Below are 19,482 nucleotides of genomic sequence, written 5' to 3' on the forward strand. Positions count from 1 at the left end.
GAAAATTTTCTGGAAATGCCGATATTATGATAGAAAGATCATTCATCCCCAGTGTTCGCGCTGGGGATTTTACAGGAGTGGATAGTATGCGGGACCTTTCGTTGAAAACAAAGGTGTTTGCTTTTTTTGGCTTGTTATTCTTTGTTTATGCCATTTCGACGTTATACAATTTTTACTTGCTGAATTCATTCAAAGTAGACTCTGATCCAGCCGAACTGGTATCCAGGAGTATGTATTCGACAGCCATTGCGGGTTCACTTATTTCAATAGGGTGCCTTGTTTTCATCATTATTTTATTCAGAAGGGTATTCAAGCCCATCGATCGCCTCACACAAGCGACACAGAGAATTGTTCAGGGTGATCTGGCAGTGGAACTGGCCAGTGATTCAAAAGATGAGATTGGGAAGCTGACCTCCCATTTTGATGCGATGATCAGTCAATTAAGGCTGCTCGTAGCCCAATGCCAGGACAATACCCGGGTTTTGCACGACTCTGCAAGAAAGCTATTCGAGAATTCACAGGTCCATGAAAATGAAAGCGAGAGAATAAAAGCTTCCATTCTTCAAGTCTCTGCAGGTGCTGAACAGCAGCAGGGCCATTCGGCAGTGCTGAGTGATATTGTTGATAATATGGTGCAAAGAATCAGCGAGATTGCTGAACTATCGAATCGGATTGAGACAATGTCCACGACCAATGCTGTTAAAAGTGAACAAGGCCAGACGTTCATCAGTGAAACGAGCACACAGGTGGGACGGATGGATCAGATTACGAGGCAGGCTGCCCGGGATGCTGAATCACTGGCTGAAAAGACGAATAAAATCGAAGAGATCGTCAGTATCATTTCTGGAATTGCCAACCAAACGAATCTGCTGGCATTGAACGCGGCTATCGAAGCTGCACGCGCAGGGGAACAGGGGAAGGGTTTTGCTGTCGTGGCCGATGAAGTGCGATTATTGGCTGAGCAATCGCTTCATGCATCCCGGCAAATCCAGGAAACGATCGAGGTTGTCCGCAGTGACATTAAACAGATGGTGGATGTTATGTCAGGCGGAAGCATGGAAGTCCAAAAGGGTAGCAAGTTATTCGGCAATGTTGAAATGCAATATAATGAGATGCGGGATGGGATTCTGTCCATCCAGAAGGAAATTGGCACCATCAGCCAGTACACTGCAGATTTGAATCAGCAGACAGATAAATTGTTGACGATGAATAGTGAAACGAATGTCATTTTACAAACAAATGCAGCCGGGATTGCCGAAATGGCAGCAGGGTTTGAAAATCAGGGAGAGACGGTCAGGGAATTGACCTTGACGGCTGAGAACCTGACACAAGTTTCTTCTTCCTTGAACAGGACCGTATCCGTCTATACCCACAGCCAATAATCCTTCGACATCAGGTTTACACCTCCTGTATGCGGGTATCTTTAAAAGGACTACTCGTCTAAAGGAGGCTTTTATTATGTTTGAACATGAAAAACATCTTGTTGGAGTATATGATAACGAGCAAGACGCAATCCAGGCCGTAGAGGACCTGAAGAGGCAAGGGTACAATACCGACGATATCTCTGTTATTAGTAAAAACGACGATGAGATTGATCACGTCAACGAAGCAACCGGTACAAAGACTGAGGAAGGTCTTGCTGCAGGTGCGGCAACAGGCGGCATATTAGGCGGCCTTACAGGATTACTGGCAGGCATCGGAGCACTAGCGATTCCTGGAATCGGCCCAATCGTAGCTGCAGGCCCGATTGCTGCGACACTTACTGGTGCTGCAGTAGGCGCAGGTGCCGGCGGATTGGCCGGAGCATTAATCGGAATGGGTATTCCGGAAGATGAAGCAGAACGTTACGAAGGCTATGTAAAAGAAGGCAAAATCCTTGTAGTCGTCGAGCGTGAAGAGAACAGAGTCGGCCTGAATGATGGTACAACAACCACTGGTTTGGACGGAACAAGAACCACCAACCCGGTTGATGCACCTCTAACATCGGACAACCCGGCTAACACTCGTTTTGACAACACTCGTGATTTTTAATCGATAGAAAAGGCTGCCATTGGCAGCTTTTTTTATCGTCTCTGAAAATAACAATTTATGATTCCGGGATGTTCAAACGATAAAAGCTGGCTGCATCAATTTAGCAGCCAGCTTTTGCTATTCTTTCTCTTTAGTATCCAGTAAATCAATCCGGCTTGCATCATCGAAATCAAAAGCAGAGGTAATGAAAAACATTAAAGTACCGCCAAGCAGGCCGAGACAAATGACATAACCGATCGTCATAACCCATAGATATCCCATAATCCTCATTCCTCCCTTGATAAAACTATATGCATTGTTAAAGTGATGTTTTCTTGTTAGTTCAATATTCAACTGTATATTTTTATCAAATCTTCTCATCCTATCAGTTGAGGAGGAGTGAAGATGGTAAAAAAAATAATATTGGCCCTTGTTTTAATGAGTATGGCTTTTCCGACCGCATCATTCGCGCAACAAGTCTATACGGTTCAGAATGGGGACTCTTTATGGAAAATTTCGGTCAGGTTCAAGGTTGGCCTTTCGGAACTTATCGGTGCTAACCAGCAATTCAAGAATCCTAGATTGATTTATCCTGGCCAGCGAGTCAATATCCCTAATTTAAGCGCCGCAAAGAGTATTGAAAGCCAGGTCATCCAGTTGACGAACCACGAGCGGGCGAAGAATGGACTTAAGCCAGTGGCAGCTGACTGGCAGCTTTCAAGGGTTGCGCGTTACAAATCTGCAGAAATGAGAGATAAAAGTTACTTTTCCCATACAAGCCCTACATACGGCAGTCCATTCACCATGATGAGGAATTTTGGAGTCAACCACAGGAGCGCGGCTGAAAATATAGCAGCGGGGCAGAGGACCCCCCACGAAGTAGTCCAATCATGGATGAACAGCCCTGGACATCGCAAAAATATCCTTAGCCCTGCATACACCCACATTGGTGTCGGGCATGCTGCAGGCGGGGATTATGGACACTATTGGACTCAGATGTTCATCACAAAATAAGGAACGGAAGAAATACCCCGGTGAAGCTGTCACCGGGGTATTTTTATGAGAGGAAAACGCAAGAGTGACGACCGGTCCGGTATGGTGCTAAGCCTCAGGACCTACCTGAAAATCAAGCTCAGGCACGTTATGGATTTTTTACGGCAAAGGTAAGATGAGTACATAAGAGATAAGGAGGAATTGAACATGAAAAAATTTGGTTTACTGTTTGCCGGCTTCATCGCTGCAATGGTACTGATGTCAAACCTTGGTCCGCTTGTGGGTCTCGGCGTGAGCTTGCTGGTGCTTTACTTTGTCGTAAAGCAATTTTTAAAGGCTCACTCGACAGCCGGAAAAATCGGCTGGGGAATAGCCGGGTTCATCATCTTGATGGCTGCAGCTTCAAATGTGCCAGCAATCCTGGGAATCGCAGCAGCTTACGTCCTTTACCTTGTATACAAGAACTGGGACAAAAAAGAAGTAGCAATGAAAGAAGCAAACGATCCATTTGTCAACTTCGAGAAGCAATGGGCAGAAATGAAAAACAACTAGGCTGCTGAAACACTACTATATGCGAAAAAAAAGGAGAGATTGTAAATGGCTAATCTATTAACAAGAATCAAAAACACTGTAATGGCAGATCTTCATGAGGCACTTGACCAGAAGGAAAGAAAGAACCCGATTGCACTGTTGAACCAGTATCTTCGTGAATGTGAAGCGGAGACTGAAAAGGTCGCGAAGCTGCTTGAACGCCAGGGCCAGCTTAAGGAACAGTTTGCCCGGGAATACCAGCAGGCAATTGAAATGGCAGACAAACGGAGACATCAGACGGAAATCGCGATGAGAGCGGGGGAAGCGGAACTTCAGGAGTTTGCCAGCAGGGAACAGGTTCAATATGAAGAACGCTCAGCCCGACTGAAGGAAGCGATGGAAAATGCAGGCAAGCAGCAGGTGGAGCTCGAACATAAATATGAAGACATGAAGCATAAATTGAAGGATATGCACATCCGACGACTCGAATTGATGGGCCGTGAGAATGTTACTCGTGCCAATTACCGGATGGACCAGGTGCTTGACCACAGCGATGGCTCCGACAAAGCCTATTCTAGGTTCACGGATATGGAAGCCTATCTTGATCAATTAGAAGAAAAGGTGAACAGCAACTATCACCGTAATACGATTGACGCAAGGATTGCCCAGCTCGAAAAAGAGTTCGAAAATAAAGAAACCCATACTATTTAATAGGCAAAACATGGTATTCTATAAAGGCGCAGGCAGCTGCGCCTTTTGGATATCACCTCTATTGAACTTCAACTTCATTCCACAGTAAACTTAATCCCAAATATTTAAAAAGGAAGGGGGAAAACACCGTGTTGAACAAGATGAAAAATGATTATGTCAGCTGGATTGTGATTACCGGAGTGATCCTCCTTTTGCTGGAAGTTTCTTTTTTCAACGAAGGGCTGATTTTCTCCCTTCTGGCAAGTGGAGCGATGATTTACTTTGGACGCTCTTTAATGCCGAAAAAATCAGGAAAGGTGCTGTTCTGGGCGGGATTATTCTTTTTCCTGAGCAGCGTTTTCAGCATGATGACCTTCAGGTTTTTCCTGTTGGCGGTACTGATCTATCTGGTATATCAGTATATCCAATCAAAAAAGAAGCCTGAATTGATTACGCCAGTTTTACAGAAGCCTGAAAAGGAAGTCAGCAAGGAAATGGTGATTGAGAAACCGCCGCTTTTTAAAAATCGCTTGTTTGGACATCAGGAAACACCTTCACATGTATATGAGTGGGATGATGTCAACATCCAGACCGGAATTGGCGACAGCGTGATCGACTTGAGCATGACGGTGCTGCCAAAAGGCGAGACGGTGATTTTCATCCGGAATATCATCGGAAATGTAAAGGTATACGTGCCATATGATGTGGAAGTCACTCTCCGCCATTCATCGATTGTTGGCTCCGCCGAAGTTTTCGGACACCAGGAAGGCAGGGTGCTGAACCAAAGTCTGTACGTGCAGACCCCTGGTTACGAAGAGGCTGGGCAAAAGGTAAAAATCTTCACCTCGATGATCGTCGGGAATATCGAGGTGAAACGCATATGACAACTGCCACGCGCCAGATTTTATGGGGACTCACCCTTGGAATCATATCGTTTATCGCGCTGACACTGTCCTATTGGCTGGCTTTCCCGGCAGCTCGCTTTTCCGATCTATGGAACCGTGAGCTAATGGACATTCCGTTTGTTATCTTCACTTTCAGCATCAGCGTTGTGCTTGGAATCGCGTTCGGCCTGGCTTCAGGCATATACTGGCGTAGGCAATTCAAGACGGTGGACAGCTGGCTCTTCCAGCTTGAGGAAGGGCAGCAGCCTGAAATAGAAGCAAACCAGGCATACGCAGAAATCGCATCAATCTCGAAACGTGTCAGCAAACTGTATAAACAAATCTCAGAAAAAGCTATGCTATCACAAAGGCTCGCAACCGAAAAAGCGGAGGAGCAGGAATCGCGGATCCAGGAAATCATTTCCCAGGAGCGGAACAGGCTTGCAAGGGAGCTGCATGACTCGGTGAGCCAGCAGTTGTTTGCGGCCTCAATGCTGATGTCGGCGATCAATGAAACGAAGGGGCCGGCGGAGGAACGGGAAGCGAAGCAGCTGAAGATGGTGGAGGAAATGATCCACCAATCACAGCTTGAAATGAGGGCGTTGCTTCTGCATCTTCGGCCGGTCGCGTTGAAAGGGAAGAGCCTGCAGGAAGGGATTGAGGAACTGCTGCTCGAATTAAGACAAAAAGTTACCATGAATATCAACTGGAAGGTCGAGCCGTTTCCGCTTGATAAGGGTGTCGAAGACCATCTGTTCCGGATTTTGCAGGAGTCAATCTCGAATACGCTGCGCCATGCAAAGGCGGATCAGCTGGAAGTTCTGCTGATCCATCGTGATGGTAAAGTCATATTGAGAGTGGTTGATGACGGAATAGGCTTTAATGTTGAAGAAGCGAAAGCGGGATCATACGGGCTTCAAAACATGCACGAACGTGCGGGGGAAATCGGCGGGACATTGAAGATTGTAAGTGTTGAAAATAAAGGGACCAGGCTTGAGGTCAAAGTTCCAATATTAGTGGCGGCAGGTGAGGAAGAATGATTAAAGTAGTGTTTGTAGATGATCATGAAATGGTTCGGATCGGTGTCTCATCGTATTTATCAGCCCAGCCGGATATCGAGGTAATCGGCGAAGCGGATAACGGCAAGGCGGGAGTCGATATGGCACTCGAACTGCGGCCGGATATCATCTTGATGGATCTGGTCATGAAGGAAATGGATGGCATCGAAGCGACAAGGCAGATCATTGAGCAGTGGCCGGAAGCAAAAATCATTATCGTGACCAGTTTCCTCGATGATGAAAAAGTGTATCCTGCACTTGAAGCCGGTGCGACAAGCTATATGCTGAAAACCTCTAAGGCCAGCGAAATTGCCAATGCGGTGCGGGTTACATATTCCGGCCAGCCTGTGCTTGAACCCGAAGTGACCGGGAAGATGATGATGAAAATGCGACAGAAGAACAGCGTCGAATTGCATGAAGAGCTGACCGAGCGCGAGATGGAAGTATTGAAGCTGATCGCCGAAGGCAAAACGAATCAGGAAATCGCCGATGAGCTGTTCATTGCCCTGAAAACCGTAAAAACGCATGTCAGCAATATCTTAAGCAAGCTGCAGGTTCAGGACCGCACCCAGGCAGTGATCTACGCGTTCAGGCATTCACTTGTAAAATAATGAAGCTTTGCTGAAAAAGTTATGATTTTCAATTGGGCTCTTAATGGAAACTGATTGCGGAAATGGGTTCTGCTGAGAAGCATACGAAAACAGCCTAAGATAAGGAGGTCCCGGATATGGAACCATTGTTTGGTGTATTCCCTCTGTTGGGAGTATTAATTTCACTTGTACTTCCACTGGCCATGATCATCCTGTTCGTCATGCTGGTGACGAGCACAAAAAGACAGGAAGCTTTGATGAAGGAAATTCTTGAAGAGCTAAGGAAGAATCAATCAGATAAAAGCTATTTGGATCGTTAAAAACACAACCAGAAGCCATTAGAAAAACAAAAAGAGGCCAATGGCCCCTGTTAAAACTAATTTGCTTTCCCTTCGATTACATCTAATTTCATAAGCATTTCGCTTAGCGCAATGGATATGACTTCCCGTTCTTCAAATTCATTTGGAAAATGGGAAGCACAATTTATATAGTTATGCTTTTCAGCTAACTTTTCTTTGATTTTTTTACACATCCAGAGCTGGTAATCTGAAAGTTCCACGTGTCTAAGCATTGTCACCCACTCCTTCGTTAGTTATCCTTACCCGCGGTCCAAGCCAGTTTAAACGCTTTATCCACAAGAATATCAGCATGGGAAAAATTGATAAAAAGCCTGCCCTGGTGGGTTCCTGCACAATTCAATCAAACGTTTGATTATTGGAATTTGCGGAAAATGGGCTGCATGCAATTCAGGAAAAACTTGCTAAAATAATAATGAGATTGTAGAATGAAACTAACTATTAATGAACGGAGGTGAGGAGAGATGATCAAGACTGTTTTTGTACGCGGATTTTGGAATGAGTTCCTATATTTTTGTCGTGCAAAATTTGCTGTTGCAGCTGTCAACGGGATACGTATGCCCTTTTTTAACAGCTCAATATCAAAAACAAACGGTACGATCATCTCTTTTCCCGCTTAGGTGAATGGGGAGGGCACATTTGTCCTCCTTTGTATTCATGGAATTCAAAAGCCAGGAGCAGAGCCATCTGCCCCTGGCTTTTTTGCGTTTACCGATAGACAGGTTCAGGTGAAGAGGGGGATCGATTAAGGAGGAAATCTTAATGATTACATGCAGTGTGAACAAAATAAGCAAAATGTACGGCGGCAATCTCATATTCGAAGATATGTCGTTTGAAATAAATGAAAAAGACCGAGTTGGCCTGGTTGGACCAAATGGATGCGGCAAGACCACATTGCTGCGTATTGTTGCCGGAATGGAAGAGCCGGACAATGGAAAGATTCACTGGAAAAAAGGCCTGAAGATCGGCTATCTGGCCCAGATACCGGAATATGATGCAAGCATGACTGCGAGAGATGTTTTAGCGACAGCTTTTGAAGACTTGCTGGATGTCCAGGGTGAGATGAAGCACATGGAAATGGAGATGGCAGCGGCTGGCGAGGACTCGCATAAGCTTGAAAGGCTGCTGGAAAAATACGGAGTTCTCCAGGAGAGGTTTGCTCTTGGCGGCGGTTATGAAATGGAAGCGAATATTGACAGAGTTGCCAACGGCTTGAGGATTGCAAGCCTGCTGGATTCCAATTTCAACAGATTGAGCGGCGGAGAGAAGACGAAGGTGGGCCTGGGACTGAGCCTGCTGCGTAATCCGGAGTTGCTGCTTCTAGATGAACCTACCAACCACCTTGATATCATGGCTGCCGAGTGGCTGGCAGAATTTCTGAAAGACTATGAAGGCACCGTGGTCATCATATCTCATGACCGTTATTTTCTAGATGAAACTGCGACCAAGATCCTCGATATGGAGGATGGAGAAATCGATCTCTATCACACAAATTACTCAGGATTCGTTAAGGAGAAGGAAGCGAAATTGCTGCGTGAATTCCAGGCGTACGAAGAGCAGCAGCGAAAAATCAAGAAAATGAAGGAAGCGATCAAGAGGCTGAGGGACTGGGCGAACCGGTCAAATCCTCCAAGCTCAGCGCTTCATAAGCGGGCGACGAATATGGAGAGGGCACTTGCCAGGATTGAAAAGCTCGACCGGCCGGTTTTGAACAGGAAAAAAATGAGCTTTGAACTCGAGACTGGAGCTCGCAGCGGAAAAGATGTGCTTGTTCTCAAGGATGTGAGTAAGTCCTTTGGCAGCAGGGAGCTTTTTGACAGCATACATCTGCAGCTTAAATATCAGGACCGGGCGGCGATTGTTGGCGAGAATGGTTCCGGTAAAACGACGCTGCTGAAGTTCATCAGGAATGAAATTTCACCCGACAAGGGAGAAGTCCGGCTCGGCAGCAATGTCAAGATTGGCTATCTGTCCCAGCATATGGAGCTTTCCAGCAAGGATGGAAACGTACTGGACGCATTCAGGAATGAAGTCGTCATGAATGAGGGGGAAGCCAGGAACGTGCTGGCAGGATTCCTCTTTTACGGCCCAGCAGTTTTCAAGAAAGTCTCCCAGCTGAGCGGAGGAGAACGGATGAGGCTGCGGCTCGCCCAATTGATGCATCAGGATCTCAATTTCCTGATCCTTGATGAACCGACCAACCATCTGGATATCGACTCCAGGGAGGTGCTGGAGGAAGCCCTTGATGGATTCGAGGGAACGCTGCTGGCTGTTTCCCATGACCGTTATTTCCTGAATAAACTCTTTGACAAGGTATACTGGCTTGAAAGCGGCGAGTTGACCGAAATACCCGGCAACTACGACCGGGCGAGGGCTAAGATGGAAGAAAAACGGAAGCAGCTTGAGGATGGAGATTCAGAGGTTATCCGTCCCGTTAAAGAGCCTATAGTAAGGGAAAAGGCTGATAAAAAAACTACTGCTGCTCCCAACGAAGAGGAACTGCTCGAGAACATAGAAGTACAGGAAGCGGAAATTGCTTTGATTGAAGACCAAATGGCCTTTGTCTCAGACTTAGCTGTATTGCAGGAGCTTCACACGAAAAAAGAAGAACTGGAAAGTAAATGCAATCAGCTTTATGAAAAGCTGGATGAAATCTCATAGTGATTAGATAAGAACTGCTGGCAGCCGGCAGTTCTTATTTATTTTGGAAAAAAACGTGTGGAATTTCCAATTCGCTATATAAATTTGAAAGTCGCTATATAAATCGAAAAGTCGCTATATAAATCGAAAACTCGCTATATAAATTGAAAACTCGCTATATAAATTTGAAACTCGCTATAAAAATCGAAAACTCGCTATATAAATTTGAAACTCGCTATAAAAATCGAAAACTCGCTATATAAATTTGAAACTCGCTATAAAAATCGAAAAGTCGCTATATAAATTTGAAAGTCGCTATATAAATCGAAAACTCGCTATATAAATTGAAAAGTCGCTATATAATTTTGAAAAAGGCTTTAAAAGAGCAAGACTTGCTATAAAACTTCCGTAAAAAAACCAAAACTCGTTATGAAATCAGAATTTCCGCTATAAACCCATGCTCTTGCTGAAAAAATCCACTCCAAATCTAAGACTTTTACCGTTGAAATCGACTTTTTAGCCTCCCTCACCGCCAATTTGCACTTTCTTTAATATTGTCCGGACTTGTCTCATATGTTTATAAAAGTAAATGAGACAGGATTGGGAGAGAAGCTATGAGTACTTTTTTTAAAGGGATGTCCATCCTCGTGGTCGCTAATTTTCTTGGTGAAATAGTGGAATTCCTCGTCAATATGATTCTTGCGCGCGAGCTTGGTGAAAGCGGGATGGGGCATTACATGACGATTTTGCCGACGATTTTCCTGATCATGCTGCTGGCAAATTTTGAACTGCCTGTGTCGATATCCAAGATGATTGCTGAGCATGATGAGTCCTACCATCGGAGCATGATGCGCCATGCCATCAGACTGGCAGTGGTGTTCACAACGGTTCTGCTGATTTTGGCTGCTATCGTGATTCCAATCATTCCGGTTTTCAATGAATACCATCCATTGCTGAAATGGGTGGTTATGTCGCTCATACCGGTCATGACGATCACGGCAATTGCCAGGGGGTTTTTCATGGGAAAACAGGAAATGGGAAGGATTGCGGTTTCCCATTTCCTGCGGCGCGCAGTCCAGCTTGTCCTGTTATCGGCTGTTTTCCAGTATTTCGAGTTTGGCAGTGAAACCGCTCTGCTTGTGGCTTTTTGCACGCTTGCCGGGAGTGAACTCGTCGTATTCCTGTATTTATTGCACCATTTCATCATGTCTTATCAAAAAATCAGGAAGGTGCCAGGTGAGCATGTAAGCGGACGGGAAGTCAGAAAAAATCTGGTGGAAGTGTCGGTTCCGACGACAGGATTGAGGATTTTCCATTCCCTGACCCATGCCGTGCAGCCCTTCTTGATCAAATTTGCGATCGTAAGCGCAGGATTGACCCCGGATATGGCAACGGAACAATTCGGGATGATGGCGGGAATTGCGATGACTATTGGGTTTTTCCCGGCATTTATTGCTCATTCTTTCCTAATCATACTGATTCCGACTGTTTCAAAGGCCTATGCGGAAAAAGAATTCCTGAAGCTGCAAAAATTGCTTCAGCAGGTGATGCTGCTGACCCTGTTTTATGGTTTGCCGTCTGTAACCGCCTTTTACTTTTTGGCTGAGCCATTGACGATGACGTTTTTCCATTCAAAACAAGCGGCTGTCTTTTTGCAGCTGCTGGCACCATATTTCCTGTTCCATTATTTTACCATCCCTATGCAGGCCTATTTAATCGGGCTGGGTCTGGTAAAGGATGCTTTTATCCATTCCGTCTATGCAACCATCGTTACCTTTGCGCTCATCTATCTGGTAGGATCAAGGCCTGAATGGGGGATGGAGGGTGTTATCATTGGCATGAATACTGGCAGTATGGTCATCTTGCTGCTGCATTACATGACCATTTGCAAAAAGATTGGCATCACCTGGCTGTCCAGGAACACGATCAGAGATTCCCGATTGTAAAAGGTATTTGGACATTTTCGAAGAATTAATAGATAGAAGATATTTTCAGGAGTGATGGTGTGGGAAAAGTATTGCGTGGGCACCATCTCCTCTGTGTGCATGGTTTCAGGGGGATGGGCTATAGTGTTGAGTTTGTTAAGAAAATGGAAGGGATCGTGAAGGATATCCGTGATCCCGGTCAGGATTTCTACATAAAAGTGGTTGCTGCTTTCGATGATGCCTGCATGTCGTGTCCGCACCGCGGGCTTGAGATTTGCGAGGCAAGCGAGGGTTCCAATGAGCATGTTTTATCGATGGACGGAAAAGTCATCCGCCATTTAGGACTTGTTCCCGGCGAGCGCTATTTAAAGTCAGAGCTGGTAAATTGGACCGCTGAAAAAGTTGAACCCGATGACCTTGATGAACTTTGCAAAAATTGCTCCTGGCTGCAATATGGGGTATGCAAGGAAGGGATCGCGCAACTTCGTGAGAAGAATACCACAAGGGTCTCAATGGAATGAATCTTGAAAGAACAATAAAAGATGCCTGGTCTGTGTTTGCAGGATACAAGCACAGTGTCAGGCATCTTTAAATTTTTCTTCGATTTTAGGGTTATTGCCGTATAAAACCAGTTTGTCACCAGGCTCCAATTTCGTCTCATGTGCTTTGTTACGGATATTGATTTCGCCTCTTTTAATGAATAAAAGGATGATGTCATCTTCCATATCGACAATATCATCGAATGTCATATCAGCCAAGCGCGAATCTTCTTTAATGGCAATCTCCCTTACCTCATCGTCCTCATCCATTACAAGGACATCGCTAATCGGCAAATCAGCCAGCTCATAGTTTTCTTTTAACTCGCTTTTCAATTTCCCGGACATCAATTGCTGCACTATTGGCGCTCTCAATATTAACAAAAGGACCAAAAGTCCTCCGGCAACATAGCCGATTTCCATAGTATAGAATTCATCCTCTAAAAGTTTGCTGATGGCCGAGATAATGACAGCCAGCGAGAAAGCTCCGAACAAAATCAGAAATGCTCCAAGGCGTCTCCTGACAGGATGGTCAATAATCAGCTCGGATTCCCCTGTTGTAAATCCAGTTCCGGTTAACATCGAGATGACCTGGAAACGGGCTACTTTTCGTTCCAAACCAGTTGCCACAAAAATGGATGCGTTAATTTCAATCACCGTAAAAACGATGAACAGATATATGAAAATGAATAATATGCCCATTACCTCCATCCCCCTCGCACTATTTAGTATTGATTGCCGGGGTGTGATTTAAACAAAAATAGACCGGGGAAGTAATTCCCCGGACAATTTTATCGTTGTTCCTGAAGATTCTCGTTGTAATAATTCACTCCGTACATTGCGCCTTCGCTGACCATTTTATTGTCTTCAACGTCCAGAGGATCAGGGTTGCCGGCTTTTTGGACTGGTAAGACATCTGTCTTCGATGGCATTACTTTTTCTTTCACTTGCGTAGCCATCTCGGTAAGTTTTGTTTTATTTTCCGGCTTCATCGCCATCCACAAGGCTGCAGCTCCAACACCTAACATGACAGCATTTTTAGTTTTGGTTTGCATTGTTTTTCCCTCCTGTAATGGTTTCAATTTTCTTTTGTCTATATTCGTATTTACCCTGTCGATAAAATTCAGAAACATTTTTAAAATGGAAGTCCTGCCAAGTATTAGCCTATCGGTTTCAAGCAGGCTAATAAGGGGAAGATTAATAGTTGATAATCATATGAAAGGTCTGGGACCATATGAAATATACATTTAACGAGGAAAAATGGACATGGTTTGATTTCGATGAGGGAGACGAGGAGAAAGTCAAGGAGCTGGTCTCGCAAAATTCAAACTGTGGTGAATGGTTTGAAAATATTATAGACCGGAAAGCCAACCTGCTCAACCTTAACACTGAAATAAGGGGAGAGGAATACATTTGGGGCTCACTGATTTACCAACAGGATATCGAGGATAAGGGTGAAAAAAATATCTTCCATTTTTACATCCGTAAGGAGTTTTTCATAACAGTTAATTTTGATTTCTCCATAATTGATGCAAGCCCAATTGGGGTACAGAAACAGATGGATCAGGCAGAAAATGGGATAGAAGGCTTTTTTATTCTTCTGGGAGAAATTTTATCTACCTATTTACAAAAAATAGATGGCTATGAAGAACGTCTTCATAATCTGCTATGGGAAATGAAGGAACAGAACAATCTGAAAATCCTTGAGAGAATCTATGAAAATCGGCATGAACTCCTAGTTTGGAAAAACCTGGTTGTCCCGATTGTGGAGATAAAATTCATCGCTGAGGAAGCGTATGGACAAGGAATCCACGAAAACTCCGAATTCAACCGGGTAGAGACGCGGGTACAACGGATAAGGATGCTGCTAAGCGAATACCAGCAGGCAATTGATACGATGATCAATCTCGAAGAAGTCGTGTCCACCCACCGCGGCAATGAAATCATGAAGACCCTGACAGTCATGACGATTCTATTCACTCCAGTGACCGCATGGGGTGCTGTGTGGGGAATGAACTTCAAAGTGATGCCGGAACTGGAGTGGAAGTTAGGATATTTATTTGCAGGAGTATTAATCATCGCCTCAACAGCAGGCCTATATTATTATTTGAAGGTAAAAGGCTGGATGGGTGATATTCTGAAGGTGAAAAAGAAGAACCGATTCTTTGGGTAAGAATTAATACGGATAAAATAAAAAATCGCCCGAGGGCGATTTTTTCTATTCAGCCAATTTCACAAGCATATGGGCAAGGGCATGCTGCTGTTCTTTATTGCCAACCTTCCAAAGCTCCTGCAAAAGCTGCTCCTCTTTATTGCGAGGTGCTACGTTCTCCGCGAGATAACCGGCTACCTTTTCGGCGGTCTTTGCCAACTGCTCCTCATTTAAACCAGCTGTTTTACCAAGATTGATCCGTTTGCTTAAATAGGTCCTGAACTCATTGAAATCACCAAGGATCTCATCCGCCTGCTGCGTATCCATGCGATCAAGAGTCTCCTCTACCTTGCTCGTATCCACTTCGCCATCTTTATGAATCATATGATCTTTTTCCATGTGTAAAAACCTCCTCGTTAAAGATAGTTATTAAATACCCTGTTGCCGGAATCTAGTAAACATTTGGGAGCACATTCAAGGTTGGAAGGTTAATGAAGCATATAGTGACCGCTCTTTTTCATGTGTTTAAACGCCGATTGGTTTAATACTTAGAAGCTCTTTTGGTATGTGATGAAGTGGTTTTTAAAACTTTAGTAGAGCTTAGAAACAAGGTGACGAAATTGCCCTGTGTGTAATACAACCCAAAAGAGTTTAATCAAAAAAGGTGCTGGCCGCTTGGCCTGCACCTTTTTTGAGTCCGACATCCGGACGATGGGAGGAGTATCTCAGCTGTTGCTATTCAATTTTGCGCTCTGGGGTGAATCGATATTAAATATATCGATTTAAGACCAGCGTGCCTTGAGACAGCAGCGCGAATCTTCCTCCGCTTGCATAGCCAATGACGTATTCCGAAGTCGCCGTGAAGTCTTTCAACTTAACCAGTCCCTTCCTTACTAGTATTGGCATTGCTCCAATCCTGCGGACTAACTTAGAGGAGTGTCCTGCTCAAGCTATTCAAAAACAATGGTGTCAATCGATGTTAAGTCCATCGATTTAAGACCAGCGTTCCTTGAGATAGCAACGCAAATCTTCCTCCATGTGCTAAGCCAATGACATATTCCGAAGTCGCCGTAAAGTTTTGCACTTTAACCAGTCCCTTCTAGTTTTTGTATTGGCCTTGCACTATATATATACCCGGATGAAATCACAGAAAACTCTTAAAACTTGATAAAAACATGGTAATTTAACCAAATATTGGTGCAAGCGAAAAGGCAGCCGCAGTGGACTGCCTTTTGAATCATATTTAGTCATTACTGGATAGGATCCCGAAGAAACGAAGGATATATAGGAAAAGATTGATGAAATCCAGATACAGGTTCAAAGCCATCAGCGGCACTTCTTCCGGACTCACTCCATAATGTTTCATCCTATTGAAATCGAATAAAACATACCCACTGAAGACAAGTATTCCGATGAAGGAATAAGCCATCATACCCGTTGAGCTAAGCGGCCAGATCCAGTTAAAAATGCTAACCGCAATCAAAGCAAGCAAGGCTGCCATCAGCATGCCGCCAAGAAAGCTGAGGTCACGCTTTGTTTTTGTCGCATAAATTGCAAGACCAGCGAAAACAACTGTTGTAGCCCCGAGCGCGTTGATCACGACATTGGCACCAGAAACCGCGATGTAATGGGCAATGGCAGGATACATCGTCATTCCGGAGATGAACGTAAACGCATAAAGGAATGCATAAGATATCGCCTTCCTTTTTCGTAAAAAGAACACCCCAATCAGCATCGCAAGCTCAACGATAACGAGCGGAAGGAACAGTGCTGGCGGAACGAACACTCCTGCCATTGTGCCAATGAAGGCGATTGCCAGGGAAAAAGCGAAAGTTCTCATTACCGATGGCATCATGGAATGATCAGAGTAAGCGTACATGAACAAGTCACCTCATAATATTATTTGATTATGTATACGGGTGACAGGCATCGCTGGTTTCATCCAGAGAGAAAAAATTTAAATGCTATTTTTTTCCCTTAGAAGATCTCGGATTTCTTTTAGAAGCTCTTCTTTTACATCTGGTGTAGGAACGACAGGCTTAGCCTCTTCCTTTTTACGATAACGGCTGATGATTTTGATGAAAATGAAGATGGCAAAGGCTGTGAGGAAAAAGTCTACAATGGACTGGACGAACGCGCCGTATTTTATCGTTTTGTAAGTAAGTGTTGAGAAATCCTCTCCAAATGAAAGCAGACCTACAATCGGCATAATAATGTCATCTACAAGTGAGGAAACGATTTTTCCAAAAGCTGCCCCGATGATGACCCCGACTGCAAGGTCAAGCACATTGCCTTTGAAGGCGAATTTCTTGAATTCATTCCACATTCAATATGTACCCCCTAAAACTAATATCTATTATATTTTGCGAGAAGGGGAGGGAAAAAGCAATAGGCCTGTTCCGCTAGTGGGAGCAGACCTAACTATTTTTATTGAATCAGTCTCATTTTCAAAGCTTTTACAGCAGCATCGGTCCGATTTTTGGCGTCCAGTTTATGGATAATGGCAGAAATATAGTCACGTACCGTATAGGCGCTGAGGTGAAGTGCGTCGGCTGCTTCATTGATAGAGGCACCTTCCGCGATGAGCTTGAGTACTTCTCGTTCACGTATGGTCAAGACGGCGTGCTGGACGCCAAAGAGCTGGACGGCATCCTCGTAATACTGGTTCAATAATTCGCCGCCATATTGCCCGAACTTGATGAGAGCCGTCAGAGTCTGATTGTTGACGGTGAATGACTTATTTTCTCCACGGTCAAGAAGCGCGAGGCCAATCAGTTTATTCTCAGCCGGTACATATATCGGCAGGACGACAAGGGATTTCAAACTATACTCGCGGACATATTTTCCCGGCAGAATTTCGGCAGCGTCTTCGATGAAAATCGGCTTTGAGTGGCTGAAATGCTTTAAGTATTTACGCAAAAGCGGAAATTCGGCGATGCTCTCCTTAATATGCTGGACCGAGCCCGTATTGACATTATGTGCGTGGACGCCAACACCGCTGTGCTCGCCTGGTGAGTAGATGAAAAGGGCGCAGCGCGAAAATGGAAGGTAATCAACCAGACCCTGGGTGATCATTTTGACTGCTTCCGAGGCGCTTTGCGAATGAATCAGCCGCTGCTGGAACAGGAGGGTGGCATCCTTCCACTCAAGCTCGCTTTCTAGATGATTGAGTTTCATCTGCTTTAAGTACATTTTTCTCAGAGTTTCTTTTTGCCCATCTGTGATTGTCTCAGCCGGGTCCTTTATACAAATCATCAAGGTTTCAGTCAAGCAGGGAATTGTGATGATCTGAGGTGCTTCCTGGCCTGGAGACAGCAATCTGCTAAGGGCCGTCGACAAATCAGCCAGATGGTCTGCTTGAAGGCTCTCACACATGGTGACAAGCTGTTCGGTTGCCGGCTGAGCTTCAGCGCAGACGACTTTATTAACCTTGTATCGGTTTTTTTCATTACGGATCACCGCGAGCCAATTGCTTCGGACAGTCCGCAGCCCGACGATGGTCTTCAGCCATTTGTCATCCTGGTATTCCAGCCGCTGTGTGCGCAGGACCTTATCGATGATCCTCGTGAAAAAAACCTGAATTGCCTGGTGATCAAGGAATCCAGCATTCTTTCTTTTTAATGCTTTATGAAATAGATTTTCCACTGCGCTGATCAGGAAGATAGCATCAAAATCATCGACAAATTCGTGATGTCGCTTTTGCCATTTCAGGACCAGCAACTGGATGAAATCATTTGTAGAAACAAAAGTAGTTTTCGAAAGATTGTTGAAGCCATAAACAATCATCCGCTCAAACTCTGATACAAGGTCGTTTTGCCAGGCCCTTAAATCCTTCTTTAAAAAGGACCATTCCTTAAGAAAAGGTTTCTCGTACTCTTTTAAGAGAAATAACCCTCTTATGGCCAAATCCTCAATTTTATGTTCCATCAGGCAACCCCACTCTCAGATTCTGGTAAAATATCATTCGTTTAAAAATTCAGATTTTTGTCCGTCATCTTCTTATACCCCGACATTTAACGGGGTTAACTTGTTGTTAACGATTTTTTTCGGAGTTGTACGCCTCATTTTTTGGGGATATAGTATGGGGAGAATTAATTTTGAATTTTAAAAATATTTAACGGAGGTGGCTTCCTTGAATGGAGCTGTCGTAATGGAAAGCAAGACGAATAAAAAGGTGTTTTGGGGTGCACTCGCATCAGGATTGCTTGCGCTTGGAATCCTGCTCGTGTCTTTCGGGGTATCCGGAGTGGCGTATGCTGTACCGATTGCCGGAGTAGGGGATTTCTATGTTGAATTCGATAAGCTTGAGGGAAAAGGCTATAAATTTTACCCAAAACTCGGCGAAACGAGCAGCTCAGACGCTGCACCGCAAGGAACCAATATCATCGATACCCTTACAATCGACAATCTGAAGTTATACAAGGACTTTCAGGTAGGCGGGGAGTGGATCCGCGTAAAAATCCAGGCTTCAAAGCCAGTACAGATTTCTGGTCTCCAGCATGATGCCGGGCTGATCGAAGCAAATGCCAAGTTCCAGAACCTCGCGCTTAAGGAAAACAACAGTACGGACTGGACAAAGCAATTCGAGCAGACTTCAAGCACGATCACTCTTGAGAATGCAAAATTGAAAACGCATTATTTATTCCAGGAGACCATCAATATGGCGGGTATGAAATTGACCGTGGAAAAAATCGATAAGAAATAATCGAGGTGATAGATATGGTTTTTAAAAAATGGAGGCATACAAGGCCTTTTTTCGGATCGATATTGACCGTACTAAGCGGGCTGATGATTCTATGGGTGCCGTTGAACCTTTATATGAGCACATTCCTGCCAGGGTCGGTCGCAGTCATCGGCTTGCTGTTTGGCGGATTGATCACGCTGATGGGATTGATGTCTTTCTTTTTGCCAAGCGCCTCTAAAGCATTAGGCATCATCGTCATTTTTTTATCCATTCTATCGGTCATTGGCGCTTTGGGAGGCTTTCTGTTCGGAACAATATTCGGCATTATTGGCGGTGCATTGCTTACTGCATGGCGAATCGTACCCGCTGAAGAGGCATCAGGATCACCAGTCTCGGATGTTACAGAGCAGTCAGCCAAAACGGGGTAAAGGGG

25 protein-coding genes are annotated in these 19,482 nt (G+C 44.7%); 16 read left to right on the forward strand and 9 right to left on the reverse strand.

The window, feature by feature from the left end:
* The first annotated feature begins 86 nt into the window (after nucleotides 1-86).
* Both M3593_RS15210 and M3593_RS15215 read left to right on the forward strand, forming a co-directional pair.
* The gene (locus tag M3593_RS15210; RefSeq protein ID WP_251544675.1) at nucleotides 87-1,382 is read left to right on the forward strand and encodes a methyl-accepting chemotaxis protein; all 1,296 of its coding nucleotides are present in this window, start codon (nucleotides 87-89) and stop codon (nucleotides 1,380-1,382) included.
* A gap of 76 nt (nucleotides 1,383-1,458) precedes the next feature.
* Nucleotides 1,459-2,031 carry a YflT domain-containing protein gene (locus M3593_RS15215; RefSeq protein WP_144475240.1) on the forward strand — a complete coding sequence of 191 codons (573 nt, stop codon included), beginning with the start codon at nucleotides 1,459-1,461 and terminating at the stop codon, nucleotides 2,029-2,031.
* 117 nt (nucleotides 2,032-2,148) lie between these two features.
* Here the strand turns inward: M3593_RS15215 and M3593_RS15220 are convergent, their stop codons facing one another.
* Nucleotides 2,149-2,292 (reverse strand): hypothetical protein, encoded by a 144-nt coding sequence (locus M3593_RS15220; protein ID WP_186326696.1) that lies wholly within the window; start codon nucleotides 2,290-2,292, stop codon nucleotides 2,149-2,151.
* 123 nt (nucleotides 2,293-2,415) lie between these two features.
* Between M3593_RS15220 and safA the strand changes: the two genes are divergently transcribed.
* The 7 genes from safA to M3593_RS15255 all read left to right on the forward strand — a co-directional run bounded on the left by safA (nucleotide 2,416) and on the right by M3593_RS15255 (nucleotide 7,076).
* Nucleotides 2,416-3,024: a SafA/ExsA family spore coat assembly protein gene (safA, locus tag M3593_RS15225; RefSeq protein WP_144475239.1), complete on the forward strand. Its 609-nt coding sequence runs from the start codon at nucleotides 2,416-2,418 to the stop codon at nucleotides 3,022-3,024.
* Between the two features lie 186 nt (nucleotides 3,025-3,210).
* The gene (locus M3593_RS15230) at nucleotides 3,211-3,555 is read left to right on the forward strand and encodes a lmo0954 family membrane protein (RefSeq protein ID WP_144475238.1); all 345 of its coding nucleotides are present in this window, start codon (nucleotides 3,211-3,213) and stop codon (nucleotides 3,553-3,555) included.
* Nucleotides 3,556-3,600: 45 nt separating this feature from the next.
* The gene (locus M3593_RS15235; RefSeq protein ID WP_251544674.1) at nucleotides 3,601-4,245 is read left to right on the forward strand and encodes a PspA/IM30 family protein; all 645 of its coding nucleotides are present in this window, start codon (nucleotides 3,601-3,603) and stop codon (nucleotides 4,243-4,245) included.
* A gap of 128 nt (nucleotides 4,246-4,373) precedes the next feature.
* Nucleotides 4,374-5,108: a cell wall-active antibiotics response protein LiaF gene (gene liaF, locus M3593_RS15240; RefSeq protein ID WP_186326659.1), complete on the forward strand. Its 735-nt coding sequence runs from the start codon at nucleotides 4,374-4,376 to the stop codon at nucleotides 5,106-5,108.
* On the forward strand, nucleotides 5,105-6,148 hold the full coding sequence (locus tag M3593_RS15245) for a sensor histidine kinase (protein WP_251544673.1): 1,044 nt from the start codon (nucleotides 5,105-5,107) through the stop codon (nucleotides 6,146-6,148). Before liaF ends, M3593_RS15245 begins: the two co-directional genes overlap by 4 nt.
* Entirely contained in the window at nucleotides 6,145-6,777 is a 633-nt protein-coding gene (locus M3593_RS15250; protein ID WP_144475235.1) for a response regulator transcription factor, read from the forward strand. The genes M3593_RS15245 and M3593_RS15250 overlap by 4 nt, the downstream gene beginning before the upstream one ends.
* 116 nt (nucleotides 6,778-6,893) lie before the next feature.
* Complete coding sequence (locus tag M3593_RS15255; protein ID WP_144475234.1) at nucleotides 6,894-7,076, forward strand: hypothetical protein; 183 nt, start codon at nucleotides 6,894-6,896, stop codon at nucleotides 7,074-7,076.
* A gap of 56 nt (nucleotides 7,077-7,132) precedes the next feature.
* Here M3593_RS15255 and M3593_RS15260 read toward each other — a convergent pair whose 3' ends face one another.
* Nucleotides 7,133-7,327, reverse strand: coding sequence for a hypothetical protein (locus M3593_RS15260; protein WP_251544672.1), 195 nt, complete (start codon nucleotides 7,325-7,327; stop codon nucleotides 7,133-7,135).
* Nucleotides 7,328-7,576: 249 nt separating this feature from the next.
* Between M3593_RS15260 and M3593_RS24065 the strand changes: the two genes are divergently transcribed.
* From M3593_RS24065 to M3593_RS15275, 4 genes are all read left to right on the forward strand, one after another.
* Nucleotides 7,577-7,732 carry an RAxF-45 family protein gene (locus M3593_RS24065; RefSeq protein ID WP_283904851.1) on the forward strand — a complete coding sequence of 52 codons (156 nt, stop codon included), beginning with the start codon at nucleotides 7,577-7,579 and terminating at the stop codon, nucleotides 7,730-7,732.
* 142 nt (nucleotides 7,733-7,874) lie between these two features.
* On the forward strand, nucleotides 7,875-9,773 hold the full coding sequence (gene abc-f, locus M3593_RS15265) for a ribosomal protection-like ABC-F family protein (protein ID WP_251544671.1): 1,899 nt from the start codon (nucleotides 7,875-7,877) through the stop codon (nucleotides 9,771-9,773).
* A 593-nt stretch (nucleotides 9,774-10,366) separates the two neighbouring features.
* Nucleotides 10,367-11,698, forward strand: coding sequence for a polysaccharide biosynthesis protein (locus M3593_RS15270; protein ID WP_251544670.1), 1,332 nt, complete (start codon nucleotides 10,367-10,369; stop codon nucleotides 11,696-11,698).
* Nucleotides 11,699-11,811: 113 nt separating this feature from the next.
* Nucleotides 11,812-12,198, forward strand: coding sequence for a DUF1284 domain-containing protein (locus M3593_RS15275; RefSeq protein ID WP_285848142.1), 387 nt, complete (start codon nucleotides 11,812-11,814; stop codon nucleotides 12,196-12,198).
* Between the two features lie 57 nt (nucleotides 12,199-12,255).
* Here M3593_RS15275 and M3593_RS15280 read toward each other — a convergent pair whose 3' ends face one another.
* Both M3593_RS15280 and M3593_RS15285 read right to left on the reverse strand, forming a co-directional pair.
* Nucleotides 12,256-12,915: a TrkA C-terminal domain-containing protein gene (locus tag M3593_RS15280; RefSeq protein ID WP_251544668.1), complete on the reverse strand. Its 660-nt coding sequence runs from the start codon at nucleotides 12,913-12,915 to the stop codon at nucleotides 12,256-12,258.
* An 89-nt stretch (nucleotides 12,916-13,004) separates the two neighbouring features.
* Nucleotides 13,005-13,268, reverse strand: a complete 264-nt coding sequence (locus M3593_RS15285; protein WP_144475228.1) for a hypothetical protein — start codon at nucleotides 13,266-13,268, stop codon at nucleotides 13,005-13,007.
* Nucleotides 13,269-13,447: 179 nt separating this feature from the next.
* Between M3593_RS15285 and M3593_RS15290 the strand changes: the two genes are divergently transcribed.
* Nucleotides 13,448-14,386 carry a magnesium transporter CorA family protein gene (locus tag M3593_RS15290; RefSeq protein WP_251544667.1) on the forward strand — a complete coding sequence of 313 codons (939 nt, stop codon included), beginning with the start codon at nucleotides 13,448-13,450 and terminating at the stop codon, nucleotides 14,384-14,386.
* 45 nt (nucleotides 14,387-14,431) lie between these two features.
* On the opposite strand, the gene M3593_RS15295 is transcribed toward M3593_RS15290, so the two are convergent.
* The 5 genes from M3593_RS15295 to M3593_RS15315 all read right to left on the reverse strand — a co-directional run bounded on the left by M3593_RS15295 (nucleotide 14,432) and on the right by M3593_RS15315 (nucleotide 18,292).
* Entirely contained in the window at nucleotides 14,432-14,764 is a 333-nt protein-coding gene (locus tag M3593_RS15295) for a DUF3243 domain-containing protein (protein WP_144475226.1), read from the reverse strand.
* A 369-nt stretch (nucleotides 14,765-15,133) separates the two neighbouring features.
* Nucleotides 15,134-15,271 (reverse strand): hypothetical protein, encoded by a 138-nt coding sequence (locus tag M3593_RS15300; protein ID WP_176167229.1) that lies wholly within the window; start codon nucleotides 15,269-15,271, stop codon nucleotides 15,134-15,136.
* Nucleotides 15,272-15,608: 337 nt separating this feature from the next.
* A complete protein-coding gene (locus tag M3593_RS15305) occupies nucleotides 15,609-16,244 on the reverse strand; it encodes a Bax inhibitor-1/YccA family protein (RefSeq protein ID WP_251544666.1) in 636 nt (211 codons plus the stop codon).
* 78 nt (nucleotides 16,245-16,322) lie between these two features.
* Complete coding sequence (gene mscL, locus M3593_RS15310) at nucleotides 16,323-16,691, reverse strand: large conductance mechanosensitive channel protein MscL (protein ID WP_251544665.1); 369 nt, start codon at nucleotides 16,689-16,691, stop codon at nucleotides 16,323-16,325.
* Nucleotides 16,692-16,792: 101 nt separating this feature from the next.
* A complete protein-coding gene (locus M3593_RS15315; RefSeq protein WP_144475223.1) occupies nucleotides 16,793-18,292 on the reverse strand; it encodes a response regulator transcription factor in 1,500 nt (499 codons plus the stop codon).
* Between the two features lie 205 nt (nucleotides 18,293-18,497).
* Here M3593_RS15315 and M3593_RS15320 point away from each other — a divergent pair, with 205 nt between their 5' ends.
* Both M3593_RS15320 and M3593_RS15325 read left to right on the forward strand, forming a co-directional pair.
* Nucleotides 18,498-19,070, forward strand: a complete 573-nt coding sequence (locus tag M3593_RS15320) for a DUF6230 family protein (RefSeq protein WP_144475222.1) — start codon at nucleotides 18,498-18,500, stop codon at nucleotides 19,068-19,070.
* 14 nt (nucleotides 19,071-19,084) lie between these two features.
* Complete coding sequence (locus M3593_RS15325) at nucleotides 19,085-19,477, forward strand: DUF6114 domain-containing protein (RefSeq protein ID WP_251544664.1); 393 nt, start codon at nucleotides 19,085-19,087, stop codon at nucleotides 19,475-19,477.
* Nucleotides 19,478-19,482 lie beyond the last annotated feature (5 nt).

The organism is Mesobacillus sp. MER 48 (genome assembly GCF_023714225.1).
Lineage (GTDB): Bacteria > Bacillota > Bacilli > Bacillales > Cytobacillaceae > Mesobacillus > Mesobacillus oceanisediminis_A.

Coding starts and splice junctions, on each gene's coding strand:
- M3593_RS15210 (WP_251544675.1), top strand. CDS start 87: ATGCGGGACCTTTCGTTGAAAACAAAGGTGTTTGCTTTTTTTGGCTTG.
- M3593_RS15215 (WP_144475240.1), top strand. CDS start 1,459: ATGTTTGAACATGAAAAACATCTTGTTGGAGTATATGATAACGAGCAA.
- M3593_RS15220 (WP_186326696.1), bottom strand. CDS start 2,292: ATGGGATATCTATGGGTTATGACGATCGGTTATGTCATTTGTCTCGGC.
- safA (WP_144475239.1), top strand. CDS start 2,416: ATGGTAAAAAAAATAATATTGGCCCTTGTTTTAATGAGTATGGCTTTT.
- M3593_RS15230 (WP_144475238.1), top strand. CDS start 3,211: ATGAAAAAATTTGGTTTACTGTTTGCCGGCTTCATCGCTGCAATGGTA.
- M3593_RS15235 (WP_251544674.1), top strand. CDS start 3,601: ATGGCTAATCTATTAACAAGAATCAAAAACACTGTAATGGCAGATCTT.
- M3593_RS15245 (WP_251544673.1), top strand. CDS start 5,105: ATGACAACTGCCACGCGCCAGATTTTATGGGGACTCACCCTTGGAATC.
- M3593_RS15250 (WP_144475235.1), top strand. CDS start 6,145: ATGATTAAAGTAGTGTTTGTAGATGATCATGAAATGGTTCGGATCGGT.
- M3593_RS15255 (WP_144475234.1), top strand. CDS start 6,894: ATGGAACCATTGTTTGGTGTATTCCCTCTGTTGGGAGTATTAATTTCA.
- M3593_RS15260 (WP_251544672.1), bottom strand. CDS start 7,327: ATGCTTAGACACGTGGAACTTTCAGATTACCAGCTCTGGATGTGTAAA.
- M3593_RS24065 (WP_283904851.1), top strand. CDS start 7,577: ATGATCAAGACTGTTTTTGTACGCGGATTTTGGAATGAGTTCCTATAT.
- abc-f (WP_251544671.1), top strand. CDS start 7,875: ATGATTACATGCAGTGTGAACAAAATAAGCAAAATGTACGGCGGCAAT.
- M3593_RS15270 (WP_251544670.1), top strand. CDS start 10,367: ATGAGTACTTTTTTTAAAGGGATGTCCATCCTCGTGGTCGCTAATTTT.
- M3593_RS15275 (WP_285848142.1), top strand. CDS start 11,812: ATGGGCTATAGTGTTGAGTTTGTTAAGAAAATGGAAGGGATCGTGAAG.
- M3593_RS15280 (WP_251544668.1), bottom strand. CDS start 12,915: ATGGGCATATTATTCATTTTCATATATCTGTTCATCGTTTTTACGGTG.
- M3593_RS15285 (WP_144475228.1), bottom strand. CDS start 13,268: ATGCAAACCAAAACTAAAAATGCTGTCATGTTAGGTGTTGGAGCTGCA.
- M3593_RS15290 (WP_251544667.1), top strand. CDS start 13,448: ATGAAATATACATTTAACGAGGAAAAATGGACATGGTTTGATTTCGAT.
- M3593_RS15295 (WP_144475226.1), bottom strand. CDS start 14,764: ATGGAAAAAGATCATATGATTCATAAAGATGGCGAAGTGGATACGAGC.
- M3593_RS15300 (WP_176167229.1), bottom strand. CDS start 15,271: ATGCCAATACTAGTAAGGAAGGGACTGGTTAAGTTGAAAGACTTCACG.
- M3593_RS15305 (WP_251544666.1), bottom strand. CDS start 16,244: ATGTACGCTTACTCTGATCATTCCATGATGCCATCGGTAATGAGAACT.
- mscL (WP_251544665.1), bottom strand. CDS start 16,691: ATGTGGAATGAATTCAAGAAATTCGCCTTCAAAGGCAATGTGCTTGAC.
- M3593_RS15315 (WP_144475223.1), bottom strand. CDS start 18,292: ATGGAACATAAAATTGAGGATTTGGCCATAAGAGGGTTATTTCTCTTA.
- M3593_RS15325 (WP_251544664.1), top strand. CDS start 19,085: ATGGTTTTTAAAAAATGGAGGCATACAAGGCCTTTTTTCGGATCGATA.